The 21,864-nt window shown below is 39.4% G+C and carries 20 protein-coding genes and 2 pseudogenes; 10 read left to right on the forward strand and 12 right to left on the reverse strand.

Annotated features, from left to right (window positions below; translation table 11 throughout):
• Positions 1 to 20: 20 nt before the first annotated feature.
• The 5 genes and pseudogenes from recF to JCM15457_RS08900 all read right to left on the reverse strand — a co-directional run.
• Positions 21 to 1,144: pseudogene (gene recF / locus JCM15457_RS08885) on the reverse strand (DNA replication/repair protein RecF).
• A complete protein-coding gene (yaaA, locus tag JCM15457_RS08890; protein ID WP_034989420.1) occupies positions 1,144 to 1,374 on the reverse strand; it encodes a S4 domain-containing protein YaaA in 231 nt (76 codons plus the stop codon). The pseudogene recF and the gene yaaA overlap by 1 nt, the downstream one beginning before the upstream one ends.
• Before the next feature lie 319 nt (positions 1,375 to 1,693).
• Positions 1,694 to 2,833 (reverse strand): DNA polymerase III subunit beta, encoded by a 1,140-nt coding sequence (gene dnaN / locus JCM15457_RS08895; RefSeq protein WP_034989422.1) that lies wholly within the window; start codon positions 2,831 to 2,833, stop codon positions 1,694 to 1,696.
• A gap of 163 nt (positions 2,834 to 2,996) precedes the next feature.
• Positions 2,997 to 3,560 (reverse strand): helix-turn-helix domain-containing protein, encoded by a 564-nt coding sequence (locus JCM15457_RS12730; protein ID WP_439645838.1) that lies wholly within the window; start codon positions 3,558 to 3,560, stop codon positions 2,997 to 2,999.
• Between the two features lie 24 nt (positions 3,561 to 3,584).
• Positions 3,585 to 4,348, reverse strand: a pseudogene (locus JCM15457_RS08900) (DnaA ATPase domain-containing protein); the annotation flags it as partial.
• 513 nt (positions 4,349 to 4,861) lie between these two features.
• Here JCM15457_RS08900 and rpmH point away from each other — a divergent pair.
• The 3 genes from rpmH to yidC all read left to right on the forward strand — a co-directional run bounded on the left by rpmH (position 4,862) and on the right by yidC (position 6,267).
• Positions 4,862 to 4,996: a 50S ribosomal protein L34 gene (gene rpmH / locus JCM15457_RS11965; RefSeq protein WP_057743847.1), complete on the forward strand. Its 135-nt coding sequence runs from the start codon at positions 4,862 to 4,864 to the stop codon at positions 4,994 to 4,996.
• 65 nt (positions 4,997 to 5,061) lie between these two features.
• Positions 5,062 to 5,406 carry a ribonuclease P protein component gene (rnpA, locus tag JCM15457_RS08905; RefSeq protein ID WP_034989423.1) on the forward strand — a complete coding sequence of 115 codons (345 nt, stop codon included), beginning with the start codon at positions 5,062 to 5,064 and terminating at the stop codon, positions 5,404 to 5,406.
• Positions 5,407 to 5,433: 27 nt separating this feature from the next.
• Positions 5,434 to 6,267, forward strand: coding sequence for a membrane protein insertase YidC (gene yidC / locus JCM15457_RS08910; RefSeq protein WP_034989426.1), 834 nt, complete (start codon positions 5,434 to 5,436; stop codon positions 6,265 to 6,267).
• A 109-nt stretch (positions 6,268 to 6,376) separates the two neighbouring features.
• Here the strand turns inward: yidC and JCM15457_RS08915 are convergent, their stop codons facing one another.
• Complete coding sequence (locus JCM15457_RS08915) at positions 6,377 to 8,287, reverse strand: M13 family metallopeptidase (protein WP_034989428.1); 1,911 nt, start codon at positions 8,285 to 8,287, stop codon at positions 6,377 to 6,379.
• 238 nt (positions 8,288 to 8,525) lie between these two features.
• Positions 8,526 to 9,380 (reverse strand): aldo/keto reductase, encoded by an 855-nt coding sequence (locus JCM15457_RS08920; RefSeq protein ID WP_034989430.1) that lies wholly within the window; start codon positions 9,378 to 9,380, stop codon positions 8,526 to 8,528.
• Between the two features lie 217 nt (positions 9,381 to 9,597).
• Between JCM15457_RS08920 and jag the strand changes: the two genes are divergently transcribed.
• Both jag and JCM15457_RS08930 read left to right on the forward strand, forming a co-directional pair.
• On the forward strand, positions 9,598 to 10,323 hold the full coding sequence (gene jag / locus JCM15457_RS08925) for an RNA-binding cell elongation regulator Jag/EloR (RefSeq protein WP_034989433.1): 726 nt from the start codon (positions 9,598 to 9,600) through the stop codon (positions 10,321 to 10,323).
• A 60-nt stretch (positions 10,324 to 10,383) separates the two neighbouring features.
• Positions 10,384 to 10,836 carry a MarR family winged helix-turn-helix transcriptional regulator gene (locus JCM15457_RS08930; RefSeq protein ID WP_034989435.1) on the forward strand — a complete coding sequence of 151 codons (453 nt, stop codon included), beginning with the start codon at positions 10,384 to 10,386 and terminating at the stop codon, positions 10,834 to 10,836.
• A gap of 106 nt (positions 10,837 to 10,942) precedes the next feature.
• Here JCM15457_RS08930 and lrgB read toward each other — a convergent pair whose 3' ends face one another.
• The 5 genes from lrgB to JCM15457_RS08955 form a co-directional block, all read right to left on the reverse strand.
• The gene (gene lrgB / locus JCM15457_RS08935) at positions 10,943 to 11,665 is read right to left on the reverse strand and encodes an antiholin-like protein LrgB (RefSeq protein WP_034989437.1); all 723 of its coding nucleotides are present in this window, start codon (positions 11,663 to 11,665) and stop codon (positions 10,943 to 10,945) included.
• A gap of 2 nt (positions 11,666 to 11,667) precedes the next feature.
• A complete protein-coding gene (locus tag JCM15457_RS08940) occupies positions 11,668 to 12,147 on the reverse strand; it encodes a CidA/LrgA family protein (RefSeq protein WP_051993415.1) in 480 nt (159 codons plus the stop codon).
• A gap of 137 nt (positions 12,148 to 12,284) precedes the next feature.
• The gene (locus tag JCM15457_RS08945) at positions 12,285 to 13,022 is read right to left on the reverse strand and encodes a LytR/AlgR family response regulator transcription factor (protein ID WP_034989439.1); all 738 of its coding nucleotides are present in this window, start codon (positions 13,020 to 13,022) and stop codon (positions 12,285 to 12,287) included.
• A 2-nt stretch (positions 13,023 to 13,024) separates the two neighbouring features.
• Positions 13,025 to 14,728 carry a LytS/YhcK type 5TM receptor domain-containing protein gene (locus JCM15457_RS08950; RefSeq protein ID WP_034989537.1) on the reverse strand — a complete coding sequence of 568 codons (1,704 nt, stop codon included), beginning with the start codon at positions 14,726 to 14,728 and terminating at the stop codon, positions 13,025 to 13,027.
• 337 nt (positions 14,729 to 15,065) lie between these two features.
• Positions 15,066 to 15,314, reverse strand: a complete 249-nt coding sequence (locus tag JCM15457_RS08955; protein WP_034989440.1) for a hypothetical protein — start codon at positions 15,312 to 15,314, stop codon at positions 15,066 to 15,068.
• A 175-nt stretch (positions 15,315 to 15,489) separates the two neighbouring features.
• On the opposite strand from JCM15457_RS08955, the gene JCM15457_RS08960 reads away from it, so the two are divergent.
• The 5 genes from JCM15457_RS08960 to icd all read left to right on the forward strand — a co-directional run bounded on the left by JCM15457_RS08960 (position 15,490) and on the right by icd (position 21,625).
• Positions 15,490 to 15,933: a MerR family transcriptional regulator gene (locus JCM15457_RS08960; RefSeq protein ID WP_034989442.1), complete on the forward strand. Its 444-nt coding sequence runs from the start codon at positions 15,490 to 15,492 to the stop codon at positions 15,931 to 15,933.
• A gap of 21 nt (positions 15,934 to 15,954) precedes the next feature.
• Positions 15,955 to 16,341: an SMU1112c/YaeR family gloxylase I-like metalloprotein gene (gene gloA2 / locus JCM15457_RS08965; RefSeq protein ID WP_034989443.1), complete on the forward strand. Its 387-nt coding sequence runs from the start codon at positions 15,955 to 15,957 to the stop codon at positions 16,339 to 16,341.
• 279 nt (positions 16,342 to 16,620) lie between these two features.
• Positions 16,621 to 19,236: an aconitate hydratase AcnA gene (gene acnA, locus JCM15457_RS08970; protein ID WP_034989445.1), complete on the forward strand. Its 2,616-nt coding sequence runs from the start codon at positions 16,621 to 16,623 to the stop codon at positions 19,234 to 19,236.
• Between the two features lie 19 nt (positions 19,237 to 19,255).
• Positions 19,256 to 20,335 (forward strand): citrate/2-methylcitrate synthase, encoded by a 1,080-nt coding sequence (locus tag JCM15457_RS08975; RefSeq protein WP_034989448.1) that lies wholly within the window; start codon positions 19,256 to 19,258, stop codon positions 20,333 to 20,335.
• Between the two features lie 27 nt (positions 20,336 to 20,362).
• Positions 20,363 to 21,625 (forward strand): NADP-dependent isocitrate dehydrogenase, encoded by a 1,263-nt coding sequence (icd, locus tag JCM15457_RS08980; protein ID WP_034989450.1) that lies wholly within the window; start codon positions 20,363 to 20,365, stop codon positions 21,623 to 21,625.
• Positions 21,626 to 21,864: the final 239 nt, after the last annotated feature.

Raw genomic sequence — 21,864 nt, forward strand, 5'->3', positions numbered from 1 at the left:
TTAAGCAAAAGCGTTATTCATTAGTTTTCTTCTCTCAGCTCAATTTTCCCATGTGCAATCCTAAAAATTTTGGGATCATCAATCAACTGCCTAGTAATTTCACTCAGACTAGGTGTCGTCAAAAAGGTCTGTACCTTATTCTGAATAGTTTTTAATAAATGCGTTTGTCTTTCTCCGTCAAGTTCAGATAAAACGTCATCCAAAAGCAGGATTGGATATTCACCAGTTTCTTCTTTCATCAGTTCAATTTCAGCCAATTTGACAGCTAAAGCTGTTGTCCGTTGCTGTCCCTGTGAACCGTAAGTCTGAACATTTTTAGCATTGATCAAAAAACGGACATCATCGCGATGAGGACCATATAGAGTTGTTCCTTGAAATATTTCTTTTTTGTTGTTATCCGCAAAACACTGCGCAAGGTGCCATACAGCTCATCAACCGTTTTCGCTGCAACTTCAGCAATGCTTGACTCATATTCAAAAGTCAGCTCTTCTTTAGAGCAAGTTATACTTTTTTGAATATCCTGCGCATATTTCTCAAGTTTCGCTAAAAATTTTAACCGCCGTGCAATTATTTCAGAACCAAACGCAGCCAATTGATCTGAAAGTACGCCCAGTAAAACTAGATCCGTCGCTTTTCCTGCTTGTAGTTGTTTCAAATACCTATTGCGCTGCTTCAAGATTGCTCGATACTGGCTCAGATTATGCAGATAGTGCGGGTCGATTTGCCCAAATTCCATGTTGACAAATTTTCTTCTGACCGCCGGTGCACCCTTCACAAGCGAAAGATCCTCAGGAGCAAACAAAATCACATTCATCTGACCAATATACTGTGAAAGCCGTGCTTGTTCTAAATGGTTCACTTTTGCTTTTTTTCCCTTTTTGCTTAACATTAACTCTAATTTGAGCTTGCCCAATTTGCGCTCAACTGTTCCGCAAATAGTTGCTTGCTCTTTTTTAAATGTCAAAAGCTCACGTTCATTGCTAGTCCTGTGGCTTCTTGTCATCGCAAGCACATAAATTGCCTCAAGTAAATTGGTCTTGCCTTGTGCGTTTTCGCCGATCAAGACATTTATTTGTGGAGAAAAAGAAATCTTAACGTCTTTGTAGTTGCGAAAATCTTTCAATGTTAGCTCACTTAAATACATTATTTTTCCTGCTGCTTAGAGCGCATAAAAAAAGTACCTGCATTGGGGACTGTCACTTTGTCCTCCGCACGCAACTTTCGCCCACGGCGAGCATCAGGTTCGCCATTGACTAAAACCTTATTCTCCTGCAAAAACCATTTTGCTTGTCCACCCGAGTCAATAATTCCGGCAATCTTTAAAAATTGTCCTAGTGTTATGTATTGCGTTTTCAAAAAAATTTCCTTTTTCAACGGACGTCACCCACCCTTAACTTGTAGTTTAATTATAACCTTTTTTGCCTTAAAAGACAATTTTACAAAGCTCATACGAGCCATTAGAGGCATTTTATACCTCTTGAATGTATTTATACTAGTTAAGCAAAAAAACGGCTATAAGCCAGTTTAATTACAAATTAGCTTATTTTTAAACCATCAGCTATGCTGCATCTTTTGCTACAAAAAAATACCTCCAGAGTTAAAGTTTTTTGCTTCAACTTCGAGGTATTCTTTGTTTTTACTTGGTCCTTATACAGAATACAATTCTAAATCAGAGACAGAAATTCCCCACACTTTAAAAAGTTCGAACTGGAGTAATCAGCTGTATAAAGTGTTCATGATCTTCACTTGGAACAAGTGTGAATGGACGTAAAGGTTTTGTAAATGAAACTGTGACGGTCGTTTGTCCGAAGGAACGCAATGCATCCTTCATATAATCAGGATTAAATGATATTTCAAGTGAATTACCCGTTAGATTTTGAAATTTCAAGGATTCCTCAACATTCCCAATTTCTGGAGAATTGCTGTAAATGGTTGCCTTTTGTTCACTCACCTCTAGCGAAAGCTTCACAATATTGTTGTGACTTTCGTGAGAGAGCAATGAAGCACGCTCGATAGAAGACAAGAACTCAACTGCATTGAACTCAATCGTTGTCTCTGAGGTTTGCGGAATCAAGCGTTCTGTATCGGGATAGTTTCCTTCCAGTAAGCGTGAATAGAATGAGGTGTTTCCAAAAACAAAAAGTATTTGATTTTCCGAAATTCTTAATTCTACATCGCTAGCATCATCAGGAAGCATTTTGGCGAGTTCATTCAGTGATTTACCAGGAATAATAATGTCGTATGCATTATCTTGCGCGCTATCAATTGTTAGCTTGCGTTGACTCAATCTATGACTATCAGTTGCGACAGCCATTAGGCTGTTATTTTTAATTACAAGGTGAATTCCAGTCAAGATTGGTCGACTTTCTTGATTAGAAACAGCGATAACTGTTTGACTAATAATCTGTTTCAAAATATCGCTTGTTAGTGATAATTGCTGTGCTTCGTCAATTTCAGGTAAGTGTGGGTAGTTGTCAGCATCTAGACCTTTAATGGTGAAAGAAGCTTGTCCAGATGTTATTTCAGTCTGATAATTATCCGTTACGTTGATTGTTAACACAGATTCTGGCAATTTTTTGATAATTTCACTAAAAAAACGAGCTGGTAATACGATTTTTCCTGGTCTTTCAATTTGTAGTTCTGCACCATCATCATCCGCTGAGATAAAGGTTTCAATAGAGATATCAGCATTACTTCCGGTTAATGTTAATCCTTTTTCTGAGAGTGTTAATTTCAATCCGGTTAATATCGGAATAGTAGTTTTAGCTGAAATTGCTCGCTGAACGTCGGTTAGACTTTTAATGAAGTTTGTTCGATTAACTGTGAATTTCATGGGAACCTCCTGTAGATATATTTAATAATAATAAACCTAGTAATAGTAGTAGGTGCTGTGGATGCTGTGGAAAACTGAAATGAACTATGAAATCATAAGATATCCACATGTTAATATCTTGTGTATAAGTACGCTTTTTTATCCACATTTGTCCACAAGTGGATTATTTTTTTAATTCACTTTTTAGATCATTGATCGCCCTTTGTAAATCTGTATCTGTTTCTAAAGCGCCGGAAATCTTTTCATGTGCATGAATTACAGTGGTGTGATCTTTACCACCAAATTCATGACCTATTTTCGGTAAAGAAGCATCGGTAAGCTCACGTGCTAAGTACATAGCGATTTGACGTGGGGTCACTATATTTTTAACCCTTTTCTTTCCTTTTAGATCACTAATCGAAACATGGTAGTACTTAGCAACTTTGTCTTGAATAACTGCAATTGATATTTCATTGGTTTTACCATTTAGTTTGAGATTTTTCAATGCATCGGCCGCTAGACTGGTAGTTACCGGCATGTGTGTCATTGATGAGTAGGCCTGCACACGCACAAGAGCTCCTTCTAATTCTCGGATATTAGAGTCGATTTGGCCCGCTATGTAACTCAAGGTATCATCAGGGATAGCCAAGTCATCAGCGTCTGCTTTGTTTCTAAGAATAGCTATTCTTGTTTCAAGATCAGGTGGGGTGATGTCTACTGAAAGTCCCCATTTGAAACGGGATACCAAACGTTTTTGCAGCTTAGGTATTTCGTTTGGAAGGCGATCTGATGAAAGAACAATTTGCTTTTTGTCGTCATAGAGAGCGTTGAAGGTGTGAAAGAATTCCTCCTGTGTTCCTTCTTTGTCGGCAAAAATTGGATGTCATCAACAAGTAGAAGATCAACGCTGCGGTACTCTTTGCGAAATTCTTCTTGACGTTTGGTTTGAATCGAATTAATAAAATCATTTGCAAATGCCTCACTGGTAACGTATTTGACTTTTGCTTCAGGATTATTTGCCAGCATTTGATGTCCAATGGCATGCATTAAATGGGTTTTTCCTAAACCTACACCACCAAAGAAGAACAACGGATTATACAAGGCACCTGGTTCCTCAGCGACAACAAGTGCAGCTGCATGCGCCATTTGATTGCCTTTCCCGATAACAAAGGTCTCAAATGTATACTTGTCATTCAATTTTGTTTCGCGCATAAAGGTCGGCCGCGAAGGATCTCTTGCAGCTGAAGTGTCTTTTTGTGCATATGAGGTAGTATCCAAAGGATTCGGTTCTTCCGGTAATTTAGCGATGACATTAATTTTTTGGCCTATCGAGTCAGCTATCATGGAAGTCACTTGTTTACTCAAGTTGGCTTTCCAATAGTCCTTGTGGAGCGCCGTGGGTACTTCAAGGACTAGGGTATTGGCCTTAAACTGAACAGGTTTGACAGCTTTGAGCCAAGTGTTATAGCTGATGCTCGAGAGTTTTTTATTGAACTCATCGCAGATATATTGCCATAAAGTTTCAAGATCAGGCACAATTGAACCTCCTTTTCTGAATTATCACTATGCTATTCTAGCATTTAATTAATAAGTTTTCCACAGGTTTGTGTAAAACTCAGAATTACAAATAACAAGCTGTTGAATAAGTTTTCCACAGGCTAACGTAACCAGTGGATATTTCATTCAACATAAAGTTTTCCACATGACGATGTTCTTTTAGGTGCCTTTAACAACAAGGTTTAAAAAGGTTTTCCACAAACTAGATTATAGCTGTGGAAAAGATATAAACAACCTGTGAAACTGTTTTTAAGTGCTGGGGAGTACCTGTGAATAAAATCTGTGAATAACAGGGAATCCACAGGTTTTTGAATTTCAACGGAAAATTTTGTGGATAACTTCAAATTGTCTTTTTTTTAAATTGTCTTTTATTGAAACCCAAATTATGATAGGATAGTTCAGTAAGGCAACTTGACAGAAGTATGTTTTTTTAGTAGAATTCTGATTACGATTGCTGAATATGCTTATTGGATTAAGGAGGTGTTAAATCCTATGAAGAGAACTTACCAACCAAAGAAGCGTCATCGTTCAAGAGTACATGGTTTCCGCAAACGTATGAGTACGAGTAACGGTCGTAATGTTTTAGCACGTAGACGCCGTAAAGGTAGAAAAGTATTGTCTGCATAGACCACTGACCGTCAGTGGTCTTTTCTTTGTTATGGAGACTTTTACAAGACACTTGGAGATGTATTATGCGAAAATCATACCGTGTCAAGAAAGAAACGGAGTTTCAAAAAGTATTTGAGCAAGGAAAGTCATGTGCTAACCGGCAGTTCGTTATTTATATGATTGAGAAGCCACAGCAACTCCATTTTAGAGTGGGAATTTCAGTTGGTAAAAAAATTGGAAATGCTGTGGCTAGAAATTGGGTAAAACGCCGTATAAGACAGAGCTTGACTGAACTTAAACCGCAACTCAAGCAGGATTGTGATTTTATTGTGATCGCACGACCTGCTGTTTCCGGATTGTCAATGGCTGAAACCAAGAAACATTTAATACATGTTCTGCGCTTAGCTCATGTATTACAAAAAGATTAAAGAGATGTTTAAAGTGAGGGAAGTGCAGTGAAGAAAGCGAAACGGATCAGCCTGCTTCTAAGTACCGGCTTGGTAATGCTTGTTTTAGCTGGCTGTAGCAGATCGACTGTGACACAGAATAGTTCTGGTATTTGGGACCATTACATTATTTGGAACTTTATCCAAGCTATCCAGTTTTTAAGTAAGATATTCGGTAATAGTTATGGCTGGGGGATTATTGTATTTACGATCATCGTTCGCGTTGTCCTCTTGCCGCTGATGTTTTATCAGACCAAAAGTATGCGCAAGACAACTGAACTGCAACCGAAACTTAAAGCACTGCAAAAAAAGTATTCTGCTAAGGATAAGGAAACGCAAGGTAAATTGCGTGAGGAACAGCAGAAGCTATATGCTGAGGCTGGGGTGAATCCTGTAGCCGGTTGTTTACCTATTGTAGTGCAAATGCCTATTTTGCTGGCTTTATATCAAGCAATTTTGAGATCTCAAGTTTTGAAAACAGGATCATTTTTATGGATGCAGCTCGGTGATCGCGATCCATACTTTGTCCTACCAATTCTGGCAGCTATTTTTACTTTTGCCACATCCAAGTTGAGCGTCATGTCACAGCCTGAGCAAAATGGGATGACAGCTGCTATGACTTATGGTATGCCAGCGATTATCCTTTTTTCCGCGATTAGTTTACCTTCAGCACTTTCTCTTTACTGGGTTATTACCAATGCCTTCTCAGTAGGGCAGACGATGCTCCTTAATAATCCGTTCAAGATTAATAAAGAGCGGGAAGAAAAACAAAAAGCAGAAAAAGCAAAAAAACGGGCACTTGAAAGAGCTAAGCGCAGGGCTTACAGAAGTAAGAAAAAATAGTATTATTTAGTGGTATTATCATTTTTTGAAAATATACTAAGAGGCAGGACAGCCTATTTCCTGGGAAATAAGCTGTCCTGCCTCTTTTTGCTGTTTATCTTGAAAATCTTTACCAGATGTTTACCCGCTTAGCAGGATCTAAATACATACCATCTTTGGCTCGTATGTTGAAGGTAGTGTAAAAGTCGGCTAAATTCTGTGGCTGGATATTTGCTCTTAGTTCATGAGGAGCATGAACATCAATTGCTAAAAGCAGTTTTTGTCGTTCAAGTGATGATTTCATACACCAGACACTTGCCCAGTTATAGAAGAAAGCCTTTAAGTCAGCATCCGGTTCATTTTTGGCCGCTTCAAGGGCACAACTTAAGCCACCAGCATCGGCAATATTTTCTGAGACCACTAGTTTTCCGTTAACTTTACCTGCGGGTGTCTGAAGACCATCGAATTCAGTGACCATTTTTTGAGACAGTTTTTCGAAGTGCTTAAGGTCTTCTTCAGTCCACCAGTTGTGAAGATTTCCCAGTTCATCGAAGTGTGCGCCATTGTTATCAAAGGCATGTGAGATCTCATGCGCAATAACAGCACCTATACCTCCGTAGTTTTCGCTTGCAGACTGTTTAAGACTGTAGAAGGGAGCTTGCAGAATGGCTGCTGGGAAAACGATAATATTGTATGAGGGGTTATAGTAGGCGTTGACAGTGTGTGCGCTCATTTCCCATCGTGTTCGGTCAACTTCCTTATTCCACTTGGCGTAGTGATCACGTAATGCGATCAAGTCAAAAGCTAAACTGTTCTCTAATAGAGAACCGGGACCGACTTTGAATTTTTTATACAATGGGTCAAGTTTATCTGGGTAACCGACTTGGATTCCCAATTTTTCAAGCTTAACAACGGCCTTTTCACGTGTCTGTTTACTTAGCCATGTGTTACTAGATAGCCGTTTTTTATAAATATTAGTCATTTTTTTGACCATCTCTGTGACATCTTTTTTTGCTGTTTCACCGAAGTATTTGTGTGCATAGTAAAGTCCGACAACTTGATCAAACTGTGAAGTTGCTAAATAATAAGCACTTTTAATCGGTTTCATCGCTTCTTTACTGCCAGAGATTGTACGTGAGTAAATTCCTGCTGTAGTACGTGCATCATCAGAAAGGTAGGGACTGACCGCTAGGATTGCTTTTACTAGGATCCAGCTCTGCATGTTAGTGAAAGTCTCTTCGTTAACGAGCTTGTTCAACGCTGCGTAATATTTTGGTTCGGTGACAATGACTTGATTCGGTTCATGACCAATCAAGTCATTGATATAATGATGAAGGTCAAACTGACGGCTAGTATCTGTGAAGTCAGTTAAACTGTATTTATTGTATGATTTGACATAATCAGCAAGCTCCGTGCTGTCTTTAACGTGAGGAACTAGTGATTTATCAAAAGCCAGCGCACGGGTAATTGTTTTTTGTATAAAGGCCGATGAATAACCCGCAAGTTCTAGTAACTTAGTCAGCATTGTAGAGTAGACTTGCAATAACTTTTCAGATGATGGGTTTTCGGGAGAATAGTAGGTTTTGTCAGGCAAAATAAGACTTGGAACTCCCGCATATAGAGCATATAGTTTGGTGTTTTTCATATCAGGTTCGACATAAAGCGGGACAGGTGATGAGTAACCTGCCAGCGTCAAGTCCGTCAGTTGTTTTTCCCAATCTGACAAATCTTTTAAGTCTTCAATTTTTTTTAAGTATTTGCGTGCAGGTGCAAACCCGTCTGCATTACGTTTAGAGAAATCTGTTGCTAATTTATAATATTTCAAGAATTCAAGTAGATAGGGGTCTCTTGGATCAGGAGTATCTGCAGAACTTAATTCTTTAAAATCATGCATCAATGTTTTTTCAATATTATCAGCTAAATCGGCAAATCCTCCAGTCAGTGGCTTATCAGCAGGAATCTTAGCAGTTTTGAGCCATGTACCGTTGACCGCCAGATAAAGGTCATCTTTGACTAAAGATTGATTTATTTTATCGCTCATTTTAACGCTCCTTTATGCATAAGTATTGTTTATTGCAATCTAAAATTGTATAACATTAAAATCTTAACGATCTATGAAACATATTTATACGGGAAACTAGATTAAAATTTAATTTTTGACCAAAATAAGTGTTAACTATTTATATATTGCCAGATGAAGATTTTTAGATGTATCAGACCTTCAAGCAATGCTTTGGTTAGCTCAAGCATTACGCTTTTTAGTCAAGGTGCGAATATTGTTAGAAATCAACTTTGTCAGGATCAGGCGCATAGCCTACAACTCCATCCAAGTCATCAATGGACTTCATGTCTGCATCTGATAACTCGAAATCAAAAAGATGTGAATTCTCTTCAATACGGTCCTCATGGATCGACTTTGGCAGTGGTAGAAATCCATGCTGCAGTGACCATCTAAGGCATATTTGAGCTATAGTTCGCCCATTTTTTTCTGCTAAATTCTTCAGTGTATCGTTAGAAAAAATTTTGCCCGTTCCTAGGGGACTATAAGCTTCTAATAAAATATTTTTACTGCGGCAGAACTCTATTGTTTCTCGATCCACGTCACCTGGGCAGATCCGAATCTGGTTCACCATTGGGGTAATGCGCTGTGTTTCTTCCAATACTTCAAAATGCCTTTTTCTAAAGTTTGAGACGCCTATTGCTTTGAGTTTGCCTTTATCGTAAGCATCTTCAAGCGCACGCCATGTGTCTTGTAAACGGTCTTTCCAGCGGGCATCACGGGCTGCCTTAGGATTAGGCCAGTGGATCAAAAATAGATCGAGGTAATCAACTTGGAGATCTTTGAGTGTTTTTTCAATGGCATCTTTTGCCGCTGTGTAGCTGTGTGCCTCATTATTCAATTTACTTGTCACAAAAAGTGTCCGACGAGATATGCCACTTTCCTTAATAGCCTTTCCCACACTTTTCTCATTGCCATACATTTCTGCAGTATCTATATGACGATATCCAGATGATAATGCAGATTTAACAGCTATGACCGCAAGAGGCCCAGCTTGTGTCTGCCATGTGCCAAACCCGACGATCGGTATCTTTGAGCCGTTGCTTAGTGTGTAGGTGTCAATTAAACTCTTCATCGAAAAACCTCGCTTTTAATTGATTTAAAATACAAAATACATTCTACTACAATCTGAATAAAAATGTTTGAATTCAAATACTAGACAACTAAATTACGATAACGTATCTTTAGGAGAAAATATAGGTAATAAAATGCTATAATGACTAGTATGTAGCAACTATTTGGAGAACGGGAATCTTTTTGACAGCGCTAATATTAGTTAGGGGGTAATAATAGTGTCTAATTATAAAGGCTGGACCGTTTCAGAAGCCATTGAAAATGGTCTGACTGCTATGCATAAAACTAGAGATGATGTTAGAGTAACGGTTATAACGACTGGGAAAAAGGGCTTTCTTGGAATTGGCAAAAAACAGGCCGAAGTGAAGATTAAACTTGACCCCAAATCCAAAAAGAAAAAAAGAGTTACAGATGGCCATCAAGAAACAAGACAGAATATACAGGAGAAGCAAACACGAAAAGACAGACCAAAGAAAAATACAAGTGATGAAAAAGATATGGTTATTCGTCAGTTGGGCTACTACCTAGCAGATATTACTGAACAGATGGGGATCAAAGCTTCAATCTCAGTTGATTTTGAATCGCGTAATGTCGTTTATAATTTTAATACAAAGCAGGAAGGCACACTTATTGGTAAGCATGGTCGGATCTTAAATGCTTTGCAGGTTTTAGCACAGAATTATTTAGAACAAAGAAATTTTGCTAAACTGCGTTTGATGCTGAATGTTGGCGAATATCGAGAAAAGCGCCAGAAAACGTTGGAGCGCTTAGCGCAGAACGTTGCACGCGATGCAATAGAGCAGCAAAAAGCAGTTCACTTAGATGCTATGCCTTCATTTGAGAGAAAAATAATTCATGCATCTTTAGCGCATGATAAGCAGGTGAAGACATATTCGCACGGCAGGGAACCACGGCGTTATGTTATTGTCGAACCGGTAAGTTAATTTTGATTATTTTTGCTACAGCAATGGACTGAAATCTTTAGAAAATAGGAGAGATTCACCATGGGATTAGAACATGTACCGAATAAGTTGGATGATGAATTATGTTTTGCTATTTATACTGCACAAAAGATATACAACAAATTTTATGCGGGAGCGCTCAAGGAGTACAAACTGACATATCCGCAGTACATTACCTTATTGGCTTTATGGGAAACTGGGGAGCCGATGATGATTAAGGAGCTTGGAGCCAAATTGAACTTGGATAATGGAACGTTGACCCCACTTTTGAAACGAATGGAAAAAGATGACTGGATAGAGCGTAAGCACAGTGTTGAAGATGCTCGCAAGGTTTTTATTTGTTTGACAAAGAAGGCCAAGCAAAAGAAATGTGAAATAAAGAACAAAATGACTTCCTGTTTTTCTGCAGTTGAAATGTCGGCTAGTGAATATCGTAAAGATGTTGAGCTTATTAAGAATATAGGGAAGAGAATTGAAGAAGGAAACGAGAAATAGGATGCACAGGTAAGGAAGTTTAGTTACAAAAACATGGAGCCATGTCGAATCTGGGCATAGCTCCATGTTTTTGTGCGAGGTAGAGATAAAGTTGACAACATTAAAGTCAAAGTACTAAATGTGAGAAGAGGGGAACGACTAGATCAACAACAGCTCCGATAATGACAACAGCTATTGCTGCCATTGATCCTTGAACTGAGCCAAGTTTTAAAGCAAAGGCAGAACCGACTGTATGGCCGGCAGTACCTAATCCAAGTCCTTCACCAATGGGATCACTGTCTAAGTGGAATCGACGAACTAGCCAACTACCTAGTGCATAAATAATGACAGCATTAAGTATGCATGCCATGGCGGTAATAGCTGAATTTCCGCCAATCGCTTTAGAGATTGGTAATGCAATCGCAGTTGTTGCAGCTTGGGGCAACATTGATGCAATACCGATTCGATTTAGACCGAGCAGTTTTGAGACGCCTACAATGGCAAACAAAGAAATAACAGTTCCGAAAAGCAAACCCGAAAGAATCTCTGCCCAATATTTCTTCACAACATCATTACGCTTGTACAGTGGAACGGCAAAAGCAATTGTTGCTGGGTTCAAGAACCAAAAGATAATGTCTCCGCCTGGACGATAGGCGGTGTTATAAAGATTGGCGACATCTTGTCCTAAAAACTTAGCGAGAACGACTAATATTGTAATGCCTAGAACCATTGCAACAAACAGTGGTTGAAAGAAGAACAAACCGTGGGATTTTTTGAAAAGCCATTGTCCAGCAAGGTAGACGATCAGTGAGAGAAAGATTCCAAAGAATGGCGTTGTAAGTATTTGCATGATTAATTCTCTCCTTTCACATGACTAAGTGCACGAACTGGGACTCCTTTGGAAACTTTAGTCTTCTTGGAACGTGCAGGGTGTTTTTTCTTGAGCCAGATAAAAAACCGTGTAGTGTATGCTGTTACAAGTAGTAAAATAACGGTTGAAATCATAATAACAGCGACAATTTGAACTCCTTCGGCGCGCATGATGTCCAGATTAGCTGCGAGAGAGATGCCTGAAGGAACAAAGAGAAAACCGATTAAATTGATTAAAATCGCACCGAATGAGTCTACCCACTCAATTTTCAGAATATGCAATGAAAGTAGTGAGTAGAGAAGGAGCATCCCGATAACGGGAGCTGGAACTGGAAATGAGGCTGGAACTAAACTAGAGATAATGTTAGAAACGAAAAGGATACTTGCATAGATGCCCATCTGTACGAGAAAAGGCGCTGGTTTAGTTTTTTTTGTGGTAGCGTTTTTATTTTGCTGTGACATAAGTCATCATCCTTTCGTGTTTTTACATCTATATCATAAATAAAAGACACACAAAAAGACCATTTTATAGGCTAAATGCAAAAAATGGCCTGCGAATGATGAAAAATAACGGGTTAATGACTATGGGGTACAACCAACTACATATTAAGACGCTGTTTTAATTCTTTTATAAACGAACGCCCAACTGGTACGCGGGCATCGTTGGTCAGGATTAAAACAAAGGTATGATTGAACCATGGCTGAATTTCACGGATAAAGTCAACACAAACAATCGCACTGCGATGTACTTGGATAAATTTCTGTGGATCCAGCTGTTTTTTAATCCAGCTCAATGTTTCATGTGAAACAAAAGTACGATTATCATTTGTGGTAACTGTCAAAAAACCATTATCAACAGTTGCTGAAACAATGTCTTTTGTTTTTATTACAGCCGTTTTTTCTTCGGCGGTGAGCGTAATAAAGTCGGTCATAGGGTTAGTTTTTATTTTCCCCGCCTTATCCAACTGTCTTCGATTTGAGAGAGCGGCATTTGCTTTTTTAAGTGCTTGATTAATACGCGTCTGTTCGAAGGGCTTGAGAACATAGTCGATAGCATTGATATCAAAAGCTTGCAGAGCGTACTTATCATAGGCTGTTGCGAATATCACTAACGGCGGGTCAGCTAATTGTTTGAGTTCTTTCGCGAGAGTGAAGCCATTTTCTTCATTTAAGGAGATGTCTAAGAAGATCAGGTCGATTTTCTGTGCAAGTAAAGTTCCAAGAGCATCTTTAATTCCTTCAGCTTCGGATACGCTAGTAACAGTGATATTTTGTTTTAGTAAATATGACAACTCACTTCTGGATAGCGGTTCATCATCAACAATCAGTATATTCATCTTTAAGCCTCCTTGAGAGGAATCATTATTTTAATCGTTGTTCCTGCAGTTGTACTCCTGATTTGGAGATGACTTTCATTGCCATAAAGTCCGATCAAGCGGCGATTTAGATTTGCGAGTGCCGTTCCTGTCCCAGTGGAAGAAGTAATGGTTTCCTGTCCCAAACGTTTAAGCAGACTGGGCTTAATTCCGATGCCGTTATCTGTAACATCTATCTGCAGGTGACTGTTCTTCTGTTTGACGGAAATATGTATCTTATTATCATTTTTGCGGTTGGGAAAAGCGTGTTTGACAGAGTTTTCGACCAAAACTTGCAGGCAAAATGGAGGAACCTTTACATCCATGTCAGCTTGAATGTCATAACTGACAGTGTATTTGTTGGGGAAACGTGTCTGTTCAAGGGACATGTAAGAGTTCACATGTTCTTTTTCCTGCTGTAAGGGAATCTCTGTTTCTTGGACACCTTGCAAACTTGAGCGGAAGAAGGTGCTAAGCTGTAACAGTGCAGCACGTGCTTTATCAACATCTGTCCGCATCAGAGCGCTAATAGTGTTGATAGCATTGAAAAAGAAATGAGGATTTATCTGTGCCTGCAGTGATTTTATTTCAGCATCGCTGATTAATTTAGATTGTTCCTCGGCTAGTCCCAAAGCTAATTGACTTGAAAAGATGGAAGCAAGACCCTTGGCTAAATTTTCTTCAACCTGTGTTAAACGTTCTGCTTTTGTAAAATACATTTTTAAAGCCCCAATAGTTTTTTCGTTAACTTTGAGTGGGAGAACGATTGCTGATGCAAGGGGACAGTTTTGATGGGGGCAGCCGATTTCCTCCTTATGATAGGCGTATCTGCTTTCACCACTTGCAATTACATGTTTGGAAAGATCCGTCAGCACGGCTTGACCTGCGACATGATGATCTTCACCGGCCCCGACATGGGCAAGAACATTGACACGGTCTGTTATACCGATAGCATCAAAGTTGGTGTAGCGTTTGATGATATTACAAGCTTTCTGGGCCGAATTAATATTCAACCCTTGGCGGAAGTAAGGTAGAGTCTTGTTGGTCAGGTTTAAAACATCATGTGTCTGGACTGCTCTTAATTGTTGTTCATTAGATAGATAGGCATTTAGGATGGAGATAAATACGGATGCACCAATACTATTAAGTAAGAGCATAGGAATAAATATTAGTTTTACAAGAGCTAGACCGCTGAAGATGCCAATAAAAGTCATTTGAATCGACTCGGCTATGATACCTAAAAATGCAGTTGTCCAAGGTTTAGGATAGGCATTATGTGTTTTTATACTTCTTCCAATCAAACCAATGACCCAGCCGACGAGAGTCGAACTCACGATGTAAAAATAATCAGAGAAATTTCCTTGAATTACACGATGAATACCACCAAGAAAACCAACAACACCACCGACGATTGGGCCACCCACTATACCAGCGACTGTGATGACCAAGGTTCGTGTGTTAGCGATCGAGTCAGACTGGGGCAGGCCAGTCAAAAAGGGAGTTTGGACAAGTGTATTATTTTTAGTGATTTCGACACCTGTTAAATTTGAAATCACGGCGAAAATAGTAAAGATCAGAATTAATGCGATTTGTGCTTTCGTTGTTTTTTTAGTGATTAACTTTCTGAAGAATGAAACATTGACCAACAAAAAAGCTAGTACAAGAATAATACCTAGACGTTGGAGCATAAGAACAAATAGGGTGAACAAGATATCCAGCTCCTTCCCAATCCCAAGAGATTAACTAACTACTAATTTATCGTATCACTTTGATTGGAAAGATGCTACGGACCAATTATAAGGAGCTAACAAGGCCGGACTCTTTGCAATGAGCGCAGATCTTCCTGTAGAGACAAGCTGATAATATAAACAAAAAACACAGGGAGTATGTCAATAGCTGGCGTGGTTTGACTTACGGACTATATTCACACACAATAAATAAGAAAACCGGACCAAGATTTAACTTTTGATCCAGTTTCTTATATTAGTGAGCATTCGATTTTTAGTTGAAGGATCATCCAATTAATCAGAAACTATAATTTATGATTTGTGTATCAAACCAATCGTAGCGCATTAATTGGTGCAGAACACGGTTGACAGGAATCCAAAGACCGCTTCTCAGTAAATCGGTCATTGTTAACATGAATATTTTGTGCTTGTTTTTACCTTTCGGAGCGGCGACCGTGATGACTTCATTCGTTTCAGTTTTTAAAATTACTTGTTGTTTTTTTAATGCAATTACTTGTGCAGGTACAATATTATTAGTAGTATTCATAACAGATGCACGTCCAATCTTTATTTATCTGTACAATCACAAGGATAGCAGCAAAGAATAAAGAAAGCGTAAACATAAATTTATGTTTTGTTAAAGATTGTGAGATAATAATAGCGAGAAAAGTGTTTTTAAGATGATTTGGTTATTTACGAGAATGAGTGGAGGGCAGAGCTTGATGATCGGCAAAAAAAAATCTTTAAAAGCAGACATCATTATTGGAATTGGGGATCTCAGCAAAATGACGGGAGTTTCCGCGAGACAACTCAGATATTGGGAGGAAAAGGGCTATATTCAGGCTGTTTCGGGCAAGAAAAATGCGACCCGCAAGTATAAATTTGAAATGTCATTTAAGGTTCAGGCGATTAAACGCTATCTAGATGAAGGCTATACACTGGCTAAGTCAGTGGAGCAAGCTGAGAAACTGCGAAAAAAATTTGAAATATGGAAAAAATTCCTTGTAGGAAAAGTGCAGGAAGTTGAAATCACAGACACACAACATAATTATGGTGTGATTGAATTGGGGTGTGTGGATGAAGAGCAAAAGAAGAAAATATACGGTGTAGTTGATGAAAATGGATGTCACTTTGAGTTGAGAGATTATGCAGAAGCGGATAATTAAATTTGAAATGGGGTAGGCAACTTGGAATTTAAGGGAACTCATCATATTGCTATAATCGGGCACAATTTGAAGAAAACATTGGATTTTTATGTTACTAAGCTAGGATTTGAAATTGTAGCGCAGCATCAGCGTGCGGCTAAAAATGATGTCAAAGTGGATTTGCAAAAAAATGGTTTGATGTTAGAAGTCTTTATTAAGCCTGATGCGCCTGCAAGATTAACTTATCCAAAAGGGGAAGCTTGTGGTTTGAGGCATTTGGCCTTCGCGGTGTCAAATGTGGATGAGACCGTAGCACAGCTAAATAAGGTTGGAATTCAAACTGAGCCTGTAAGAAAAGACGATTATACACATGATAAAATGACGTTTTTCTTTGACCCAGATGGCTTGCCACTTGAAATTCATGAATAATAGCATAAAAAGAGCTTAGCTTACATTAGTGTGTAAGCTAAGCTCTTTTTTTTAAAATAGAATTGCTTAATATTTTGATTATTTTATGGCTATTGACATTGGAATAGTAAGTTTATGATAAGTTTACCTTGGTAAAAGAAAAAAAGTGAGATTAAATGAAAAAATACAGCAGTATTTCGTTGATAACAGGGCTTTGTGTGACATTATTTGTAATTAGAATTATGTTAGAATTGTTAAAAATAAAGTTAATTTTTAATTAAACAGAATCTAGGTGTAAAAATGACTTCTGATTACAAAAGAGTTTTCAAGTCAAGCGGACAAGAGTACGGCTACTATGACATTGCTTCTTTTATGGAAAACCAAAAACAGAATATTGAAACTTTACCTTATTCAATTCGAATATTGTTGGAGCTAACTTTACGGCATAGTGCGGACAATTCTAAGATGGAACAGTTTTTAGAAACCTTTGTGAAATGGGATGAAAAGCATGAGGCTGATGTGCCGTATAAGCCTGAAAGAGTTGTTCTGCAAGATTTCACCGGTGTTCCGGCCTTGGTTGATCTGGCTGCCATGCGCGAAGAGGTTAAGCGGCGTGGTGGGGATGTTAAGCAAATTAATCCAGATGTCCCAGTCCATCTTGTGGTTGATCACTCTGTTCAGGTAGATATGGCGGGCAGCGACGAGGCATTTGCATACAATGTTGAACAAGAGTTCCGACGTAACAAGGAAAGGTACACTTTTTTGAAATGGGCACAGAATAGTTTTGACAATCTGACAATTATTCCGCCTGATACTGGAATAATTCATCAGGTCAACCTTGAATATCTATCATCAGTGGTGCGTTGCACGACAGAGGGTGAAAAGATTGCTTTTCCAGATACACTGGTGGGGACGGATTCACATACTACGATGATCAATGGCTTAGGTGTTCTTGGCTGGGGTGTTGGTGGGATTGAAGCTGAAGCGAGCATGCTGGGGCAAGAATCATATTTTCCAATGCCTAAAGTTGTAGGTGTTAAGTTGACTGGAAGATTATCTGCGACTGCTACAGCAACTGATCTGGCACTGACTTTGACGCGGTTGCTGCGTGAACATAATGTTGTCGGCAAATTTGTAGAATTTTATGGTCCTGGCTTAGAAACATTACCGTTGGCAAACCGTGCCACCATTGCTAATATGGCCCCTGAATACGGAGCTACATGCGGTTTTTTCCCCATAGATGAGCAAACATTAGCCTATCTGAAATTAACAGATCGAACGCCTGAACAAATTCAATTAGTGAGAGATTATGCCTCTGCGAACCATTTTATGTACAATGTTGAGCAAGATCAAGTCCGACACTATTCTGAATATGAAGAACTGGATCTATCAACGGTTCGCAGTAATGTTGCAGGGCCAAAAAGGCCGCAAGATTTGGTTTATCTTGAAAAGTTACCGCAACAATTTGCGAGTTACGCCAAACTGCCAAAGTACCCAGTTGAGGTAGAGGGAAAAAGGTTTGAACTGCAGCCGGGCGATTTAGGGCTAGCAGCTATTACGAGTTGTACCAACACTTCTAATCCTGAAGTGTTGATTGCAGCAGCTTTGATTGCTAAAAATGCAATTGCATCTGGTTTGAAAGTTCCAAAATACGTCAAAACTTCTTTTTCTCCGGGATCACGTGTCGTGACAGATTATCTTGCTGCAGCGGATCTGCAGCGTTATTTAGATAATCTTGGATTTCAAATTGCAGGTTATGGTTGTATGACATGTATTGGTAATTCTGGCAAGCTGAAGGACGGGTTGCAGGAAAGATTAGCGGCTGAGCCGTATCCAGTTGCAGCAATTGAGAGCGGAAATCGTAATTTTGAGGGAAGGGTCAATCCATTGATTAAAGATACCTATTTGGCTTCGCCCCCTCTAGTAGTCGCCTATGCTTTGGCAGGAACACTGAATATTGATGTTGAGACGCAACCGCTAGGAAAGGATCTGCGAACAGGTGCAGCCGTATATCTTAAAGACTTGTGGCCTAGTCAAGAAGAAATTAGTACAATTATTCATCAGTTTGTCAAACCGCAGCTGTTCTCTAATAACTATAGTGATATCTTCAGACAAAACAGTATGTGGAACGAATTGCAAGCTCCCAAATCTGAGACCTATCATTGGGATGCCAACTCAACTTACATCGCTGAACCAGATTTTTTCTCTGAAACAGATGCACAAGAGGATTTAACAGGGTTGCGGATTCTGGCGAAATTGGGCGACTCGATTACGACAGACCATATTTCACCAGCTGGTTTTATTGGTCAGCGAACCCCAGCTGGAAAGTATTTGCTAGGACATGGTGTCTCCCCGGCTGACTTTAACTCATACGGTTCTCGGCGAGGCAACCATGAGGTTATGATGCGTGGTACGTTAGCTAACATCAGATTGCAAAATCAATTGACACCAAACAAACTCGGCGGGTTCACTAAGTCCTGGCTGAGTGGAGAAGAAACGACCATCTATGATGCTGCAATGGAATACAAAAAACGTGGGATCGGAACTGTGGTTTTAGCAGGGAAAGATTATGGGATGGGTTCTTCTCGGGACTGGGCAGCCAAAGGAGTGCTACTTTTAGGAGTGAAAGCAGTTATTGCTGAAAGTTTTGAGAGGATTCACCGGTCCAACTTAGTAATGATGGGTATTTTGCCATTGCAGTACCTTGCGGGAGATACAGCGGCTAAACTTGGGCTGACAGGAGATGAGAAGATCTCAATCTTGCCAGATGGAGAGATAGCCCATGTAACTGCTGTTAATAAGGACCATACGCTAAAATTTAACGTCAAAATCAGATTTGATGCCCCGATAGATCGAGTTTATTATGAAGAACACGGTATTTTACCTTTAGTGGTCAAGAAAAAGCTAGACGCATAAAAATATGAGGGGGGATTAGATGAGTTACGTAAAGGGATTGGCTGGTATTGTCGCAGGGCAAACAAAAATCAGTTCGACGGATAATCAAAGGTTAACCTATGCTGGTTATCCGATTGAAGAGCTGGCCCAGAAAACATTCGAGGAAGTTGTTTTTCTATTATGGAATACACGCTTGCCGGATCAAGATGAACTGTTGAGGTTTAGGAATGATTTGGTGAGCAAGATGGTTTTACCAGCGGAAACAATCCGCTTACTGAGTTATATCGCTAGGGAACCGCAACATCCCATGAGCATTTTGCGAACAACGACTTCGCTTTTAGGAACAACTAATGATGTTGAACATGACGAACCGCCTAAGATACTTTCAAAAATGCTGACGGCAATCGCAGCAATAGTTAGAATCCGCGATGATGATCCTTTGATTGATCTTGATCCCACTCTAGGCGTAGCTGACAATTTTTTGTATATGTTGACAGGAAAACGGCCCAATGCAGAATTGTCTGGAATGTTCAATACAGTCATGATTCTGCATGCCGATCATGAATTTAATGCATCAACTTTCACAGCACGTGTTGTTTCTTCGACTTTTTCCGATTACTATTCTTGTTTGACTGCAGCTGTTTGTGCGTTGAAAGGTCCGTTGCACGGAGGAGCAAATGAACGCGTTTTTGAAATGTTGAGCATAATCGTAGAAAATGAGATGGATCCCCTAAGTTTTGTAGCAGAGCAGGCCCACGCTAAACGAAAAATAATGGGATTTGGGCATCGAATCTATAAAAACGGGGATCCAAGGGCTTTTATTTTGAAAGAGATTGCTGCAAAATTAGCTGAAGAAACAAACAATCAGAAGTATTTTGAAATCCAGCAGCAGTTGGCAGATTATATGCTCAAAAATAAACAATTACATCCGAATGTTGATTATTATACGGCGCTTATCTATCACTGTTTAGGTTTAAAGAAAGAGACCTTTACTATGATCTTTGCTGCGTGTCGTACGGCGGGATGGCTGGCACATGTGATGGAACAGCGAAGTCAGAAATGTTTAATTAGACCTAATTCTGAATATATTGGTCCTAAAGAAAGGCATTGTGTCAGATAGCGGAACTAATAAGGGGAGATGAAAGTTATGGAAGTTAAGAGAATTCAAATCGCAGGCGGAGAACTTTTGACTCCTAATAATCCAACGATTCCATTTATAGCAGGGGATGGGATTGGTCCTGAAATCTGGGAAGCTGCTAGGCGAGTTTTTGATGCGGCAGTAAGAAAAGCATATGCGGATAAGCGGAAAGTTAATTGGTTTCCGGCTTTGGCAGGTGAAAAAGCGTTTCGTGAAACGGGTGAGTGGTTACCTGAGGAAACAGTTACGACGTTGAAAAAATATCTTGTTGCGATCAAAGGACCATTGACGACGCCGGTTGGACAGGGACACCGCTCCATCAATGTGACTTTGCGACAGAAGTTAGATCTATTTGCGTGTTTTAGGCCTGTAAAATATTATCCTGGAACGCCGTCGCCCGTCAAAGAACCCGATAAAGTCAAGATAGCTGTTTTTCGAGAAAATACAGAAGATATCTACGCAGGAATTGACTTTGAGTCGGGAAGCGCTGCTGGACAGGAACTGTTGAGGCTGCTCAAAAAAGCAGGTTTGGCTGACAGAGTGCGTTTTCCTAAGACTTCAGCATTTGCGCTTAAACCAGTTTCAAGCGAGGGAAGTAAACGCCTTGTTGGTGCTGCCATCACATATGCACTTGAACATGGGCTGCATACAGTAACACTGGTGCATAAGGGTAACATTATGAAAAAGACAGAAGGCGGTTTTAAAAAATGGGGATACGAGATTGCTGAAAGTTTTGGAGATAAAGTCTACCCGATGACTCATTATGAAAATACCAAAAACGAAGAAGGCGAAGCGATAGCTCAGCGGCAGCTGGTAGCTGCCAAACAAGATGGAAAGGTCATTGTTAATGACATTATTGCAGATAATTTTTTTCAGCAAGCATTATTGAATCCTTCTGCGTTTGATGTTGTTGCTACGTTGAACTTGAATGGCGATTATATCTCGGATGCTTTAGCGGCTCAGGTGGGAGGTATCGGTATTTCTCCAGGTGCAAATATCAATTATCAGACGGGACAGGCTATTTTTGAGGCAACGCACGGAACAGCACCACAATTTGCTGGGTTGAACAAACTGAATCCGACCTCATTAATCTTATCAGGAGCGATGATGTTCGATTACATCGGTTGGGTAAAAGCTGCGCGGCTTATTGAACAGGCTGTCGCAATTGCAATTGGACAGCGCTATGTCACTATTGACTTTGCTCAAAAAATAACAGATGCGCATGAACTGGGAACAAGAGAATTTGCTGATTATATTATTAGCAAAATTTAAATTGCAACAAGATGCAAACAAGAAAAAGTGTAAAGACAGATGAGAAGGATATTATAGTCAATACAGATATTGCAGTAAAAGTTAAGCAGTTATGCCCAAAATCAGGTTAGGGTATGGCTGCTTAGTTTTTTTTCGACTTTGAATTAAATCTAAAAATAGCTGTATTTATTTAAAAATATAAATGTTGTTGCAGTGATAAAGGTTAAAACTGTTCTAAGTAAATGTAAGGTGCTATTCTT

Origin of the sequence: Liquorilactobacillus sucicola DSM 21376 = JCM 15457, assembly GCF_000612445.1 — a bacterium.
GTDB lineage: Bacteria > Bacillota > Bacilli > Lactobacillales > Lactobacillaceae > Liquorilactobacillus > Liquorilactobacillus sucicola.

Coding starts and splice junctions, on each gene's coding strand:
- JCM15457_RS08960 (WP_034989442.1), top strand. CDS start 15,490: ATGATCGGCAAAAAAAAATCTTTAAAAGCAGACATCATTATTGGAATT.
- JCM15457_RS08950 (WP_034989537.1), bottom strand. CDS start 14,728: ATGCTCCAACGTCTAGGTATTATTCTTGTACTAGCTTTTTTGTTGGTC.
- dnaN (WP_034989422.1), bottom strand. CDS start 2,833: ATGAAATTCACAGTTAATCGAACAAACTTCATTAAAAGTCTAACCGAC.
- lrgB (WP_034989437.1), bottom strand. CDS start 11,665: ATGCAAATACTTACAACGCCATTCTTTGGAATCTTTCTCTCACTGATC.
- JCM15457_RS08945 (WP_034989439.1), bottom strand. CDS start 13,022: ATGAATATACTGATTGTTGATGATGAACCGCTATCCAGAAGTGAGTTG.
- JCM15457_RS08975 (WP_034989448.1), top strand. CDS start 19,256: ATGAGTTACGTAAAGGGATTGGCTGGTATTGTCGCAGGGCAAACAAAA.
- icd (WP_034989450.1), top strand. CDS start 20,363: ATGGAAGTTAAGAGAATTCAAATCGCAGGCGGAGAACTTTTGACTCCT.
- JCM15457_RS08920 (WP_034989430.1), bottom strand. CDS start 9,380: ATGAAGAGTTTAATTGACACCTACACACTAAGCAACGGCTCAAAGATA.
- JCM15457_RS08915 (WP_034989428.1), bottom strand. CDS start 8,287: ATGAGCGATAAAATAAATCAATCTTTAGTCAAAGATGACCTTTATCTG.
- rnpA (WP_034989423.1), top strand. CDS start 5,062: ATGCGAAAATCATACCGTGTCAAGAAAGAAACGGAGTTTCAAAAAGTA.
- JCM15457_RS08930 (WP_034989435.1), top strand. CDS start 10,384: ATGGGATTAGAACATGTACCGAATAAGTTGGATGATGAATTATGTTTT.
- JCM15457_RS08940 (WP_051993415.1), bottom strand. CDS start 12,147: ATGTCACAGCAAAATAAAAACGCTACCACAAAAAAAACTAAACCAGCG.
- JCM15457_RS08955 (WP_034989440.1), bottom strand. CDS start 15,314: ATGAATACTACTAATAATATTGTACCTGCACAAGTAATTGCATTAAAA.
- rpmH (WP_057743847.1), top strand. CDS start 4,862: ATGAAGAGAACTTACCAACCAAAGAAGCGTCATCGTTCAAGAGTACAT.
- acnA (WP_034989445.1), top strand. CDS start 16,621: ATGACTTCTGATTACAAAAGAGTTTTCAAGTCAAGCGGACAAGAGTAC.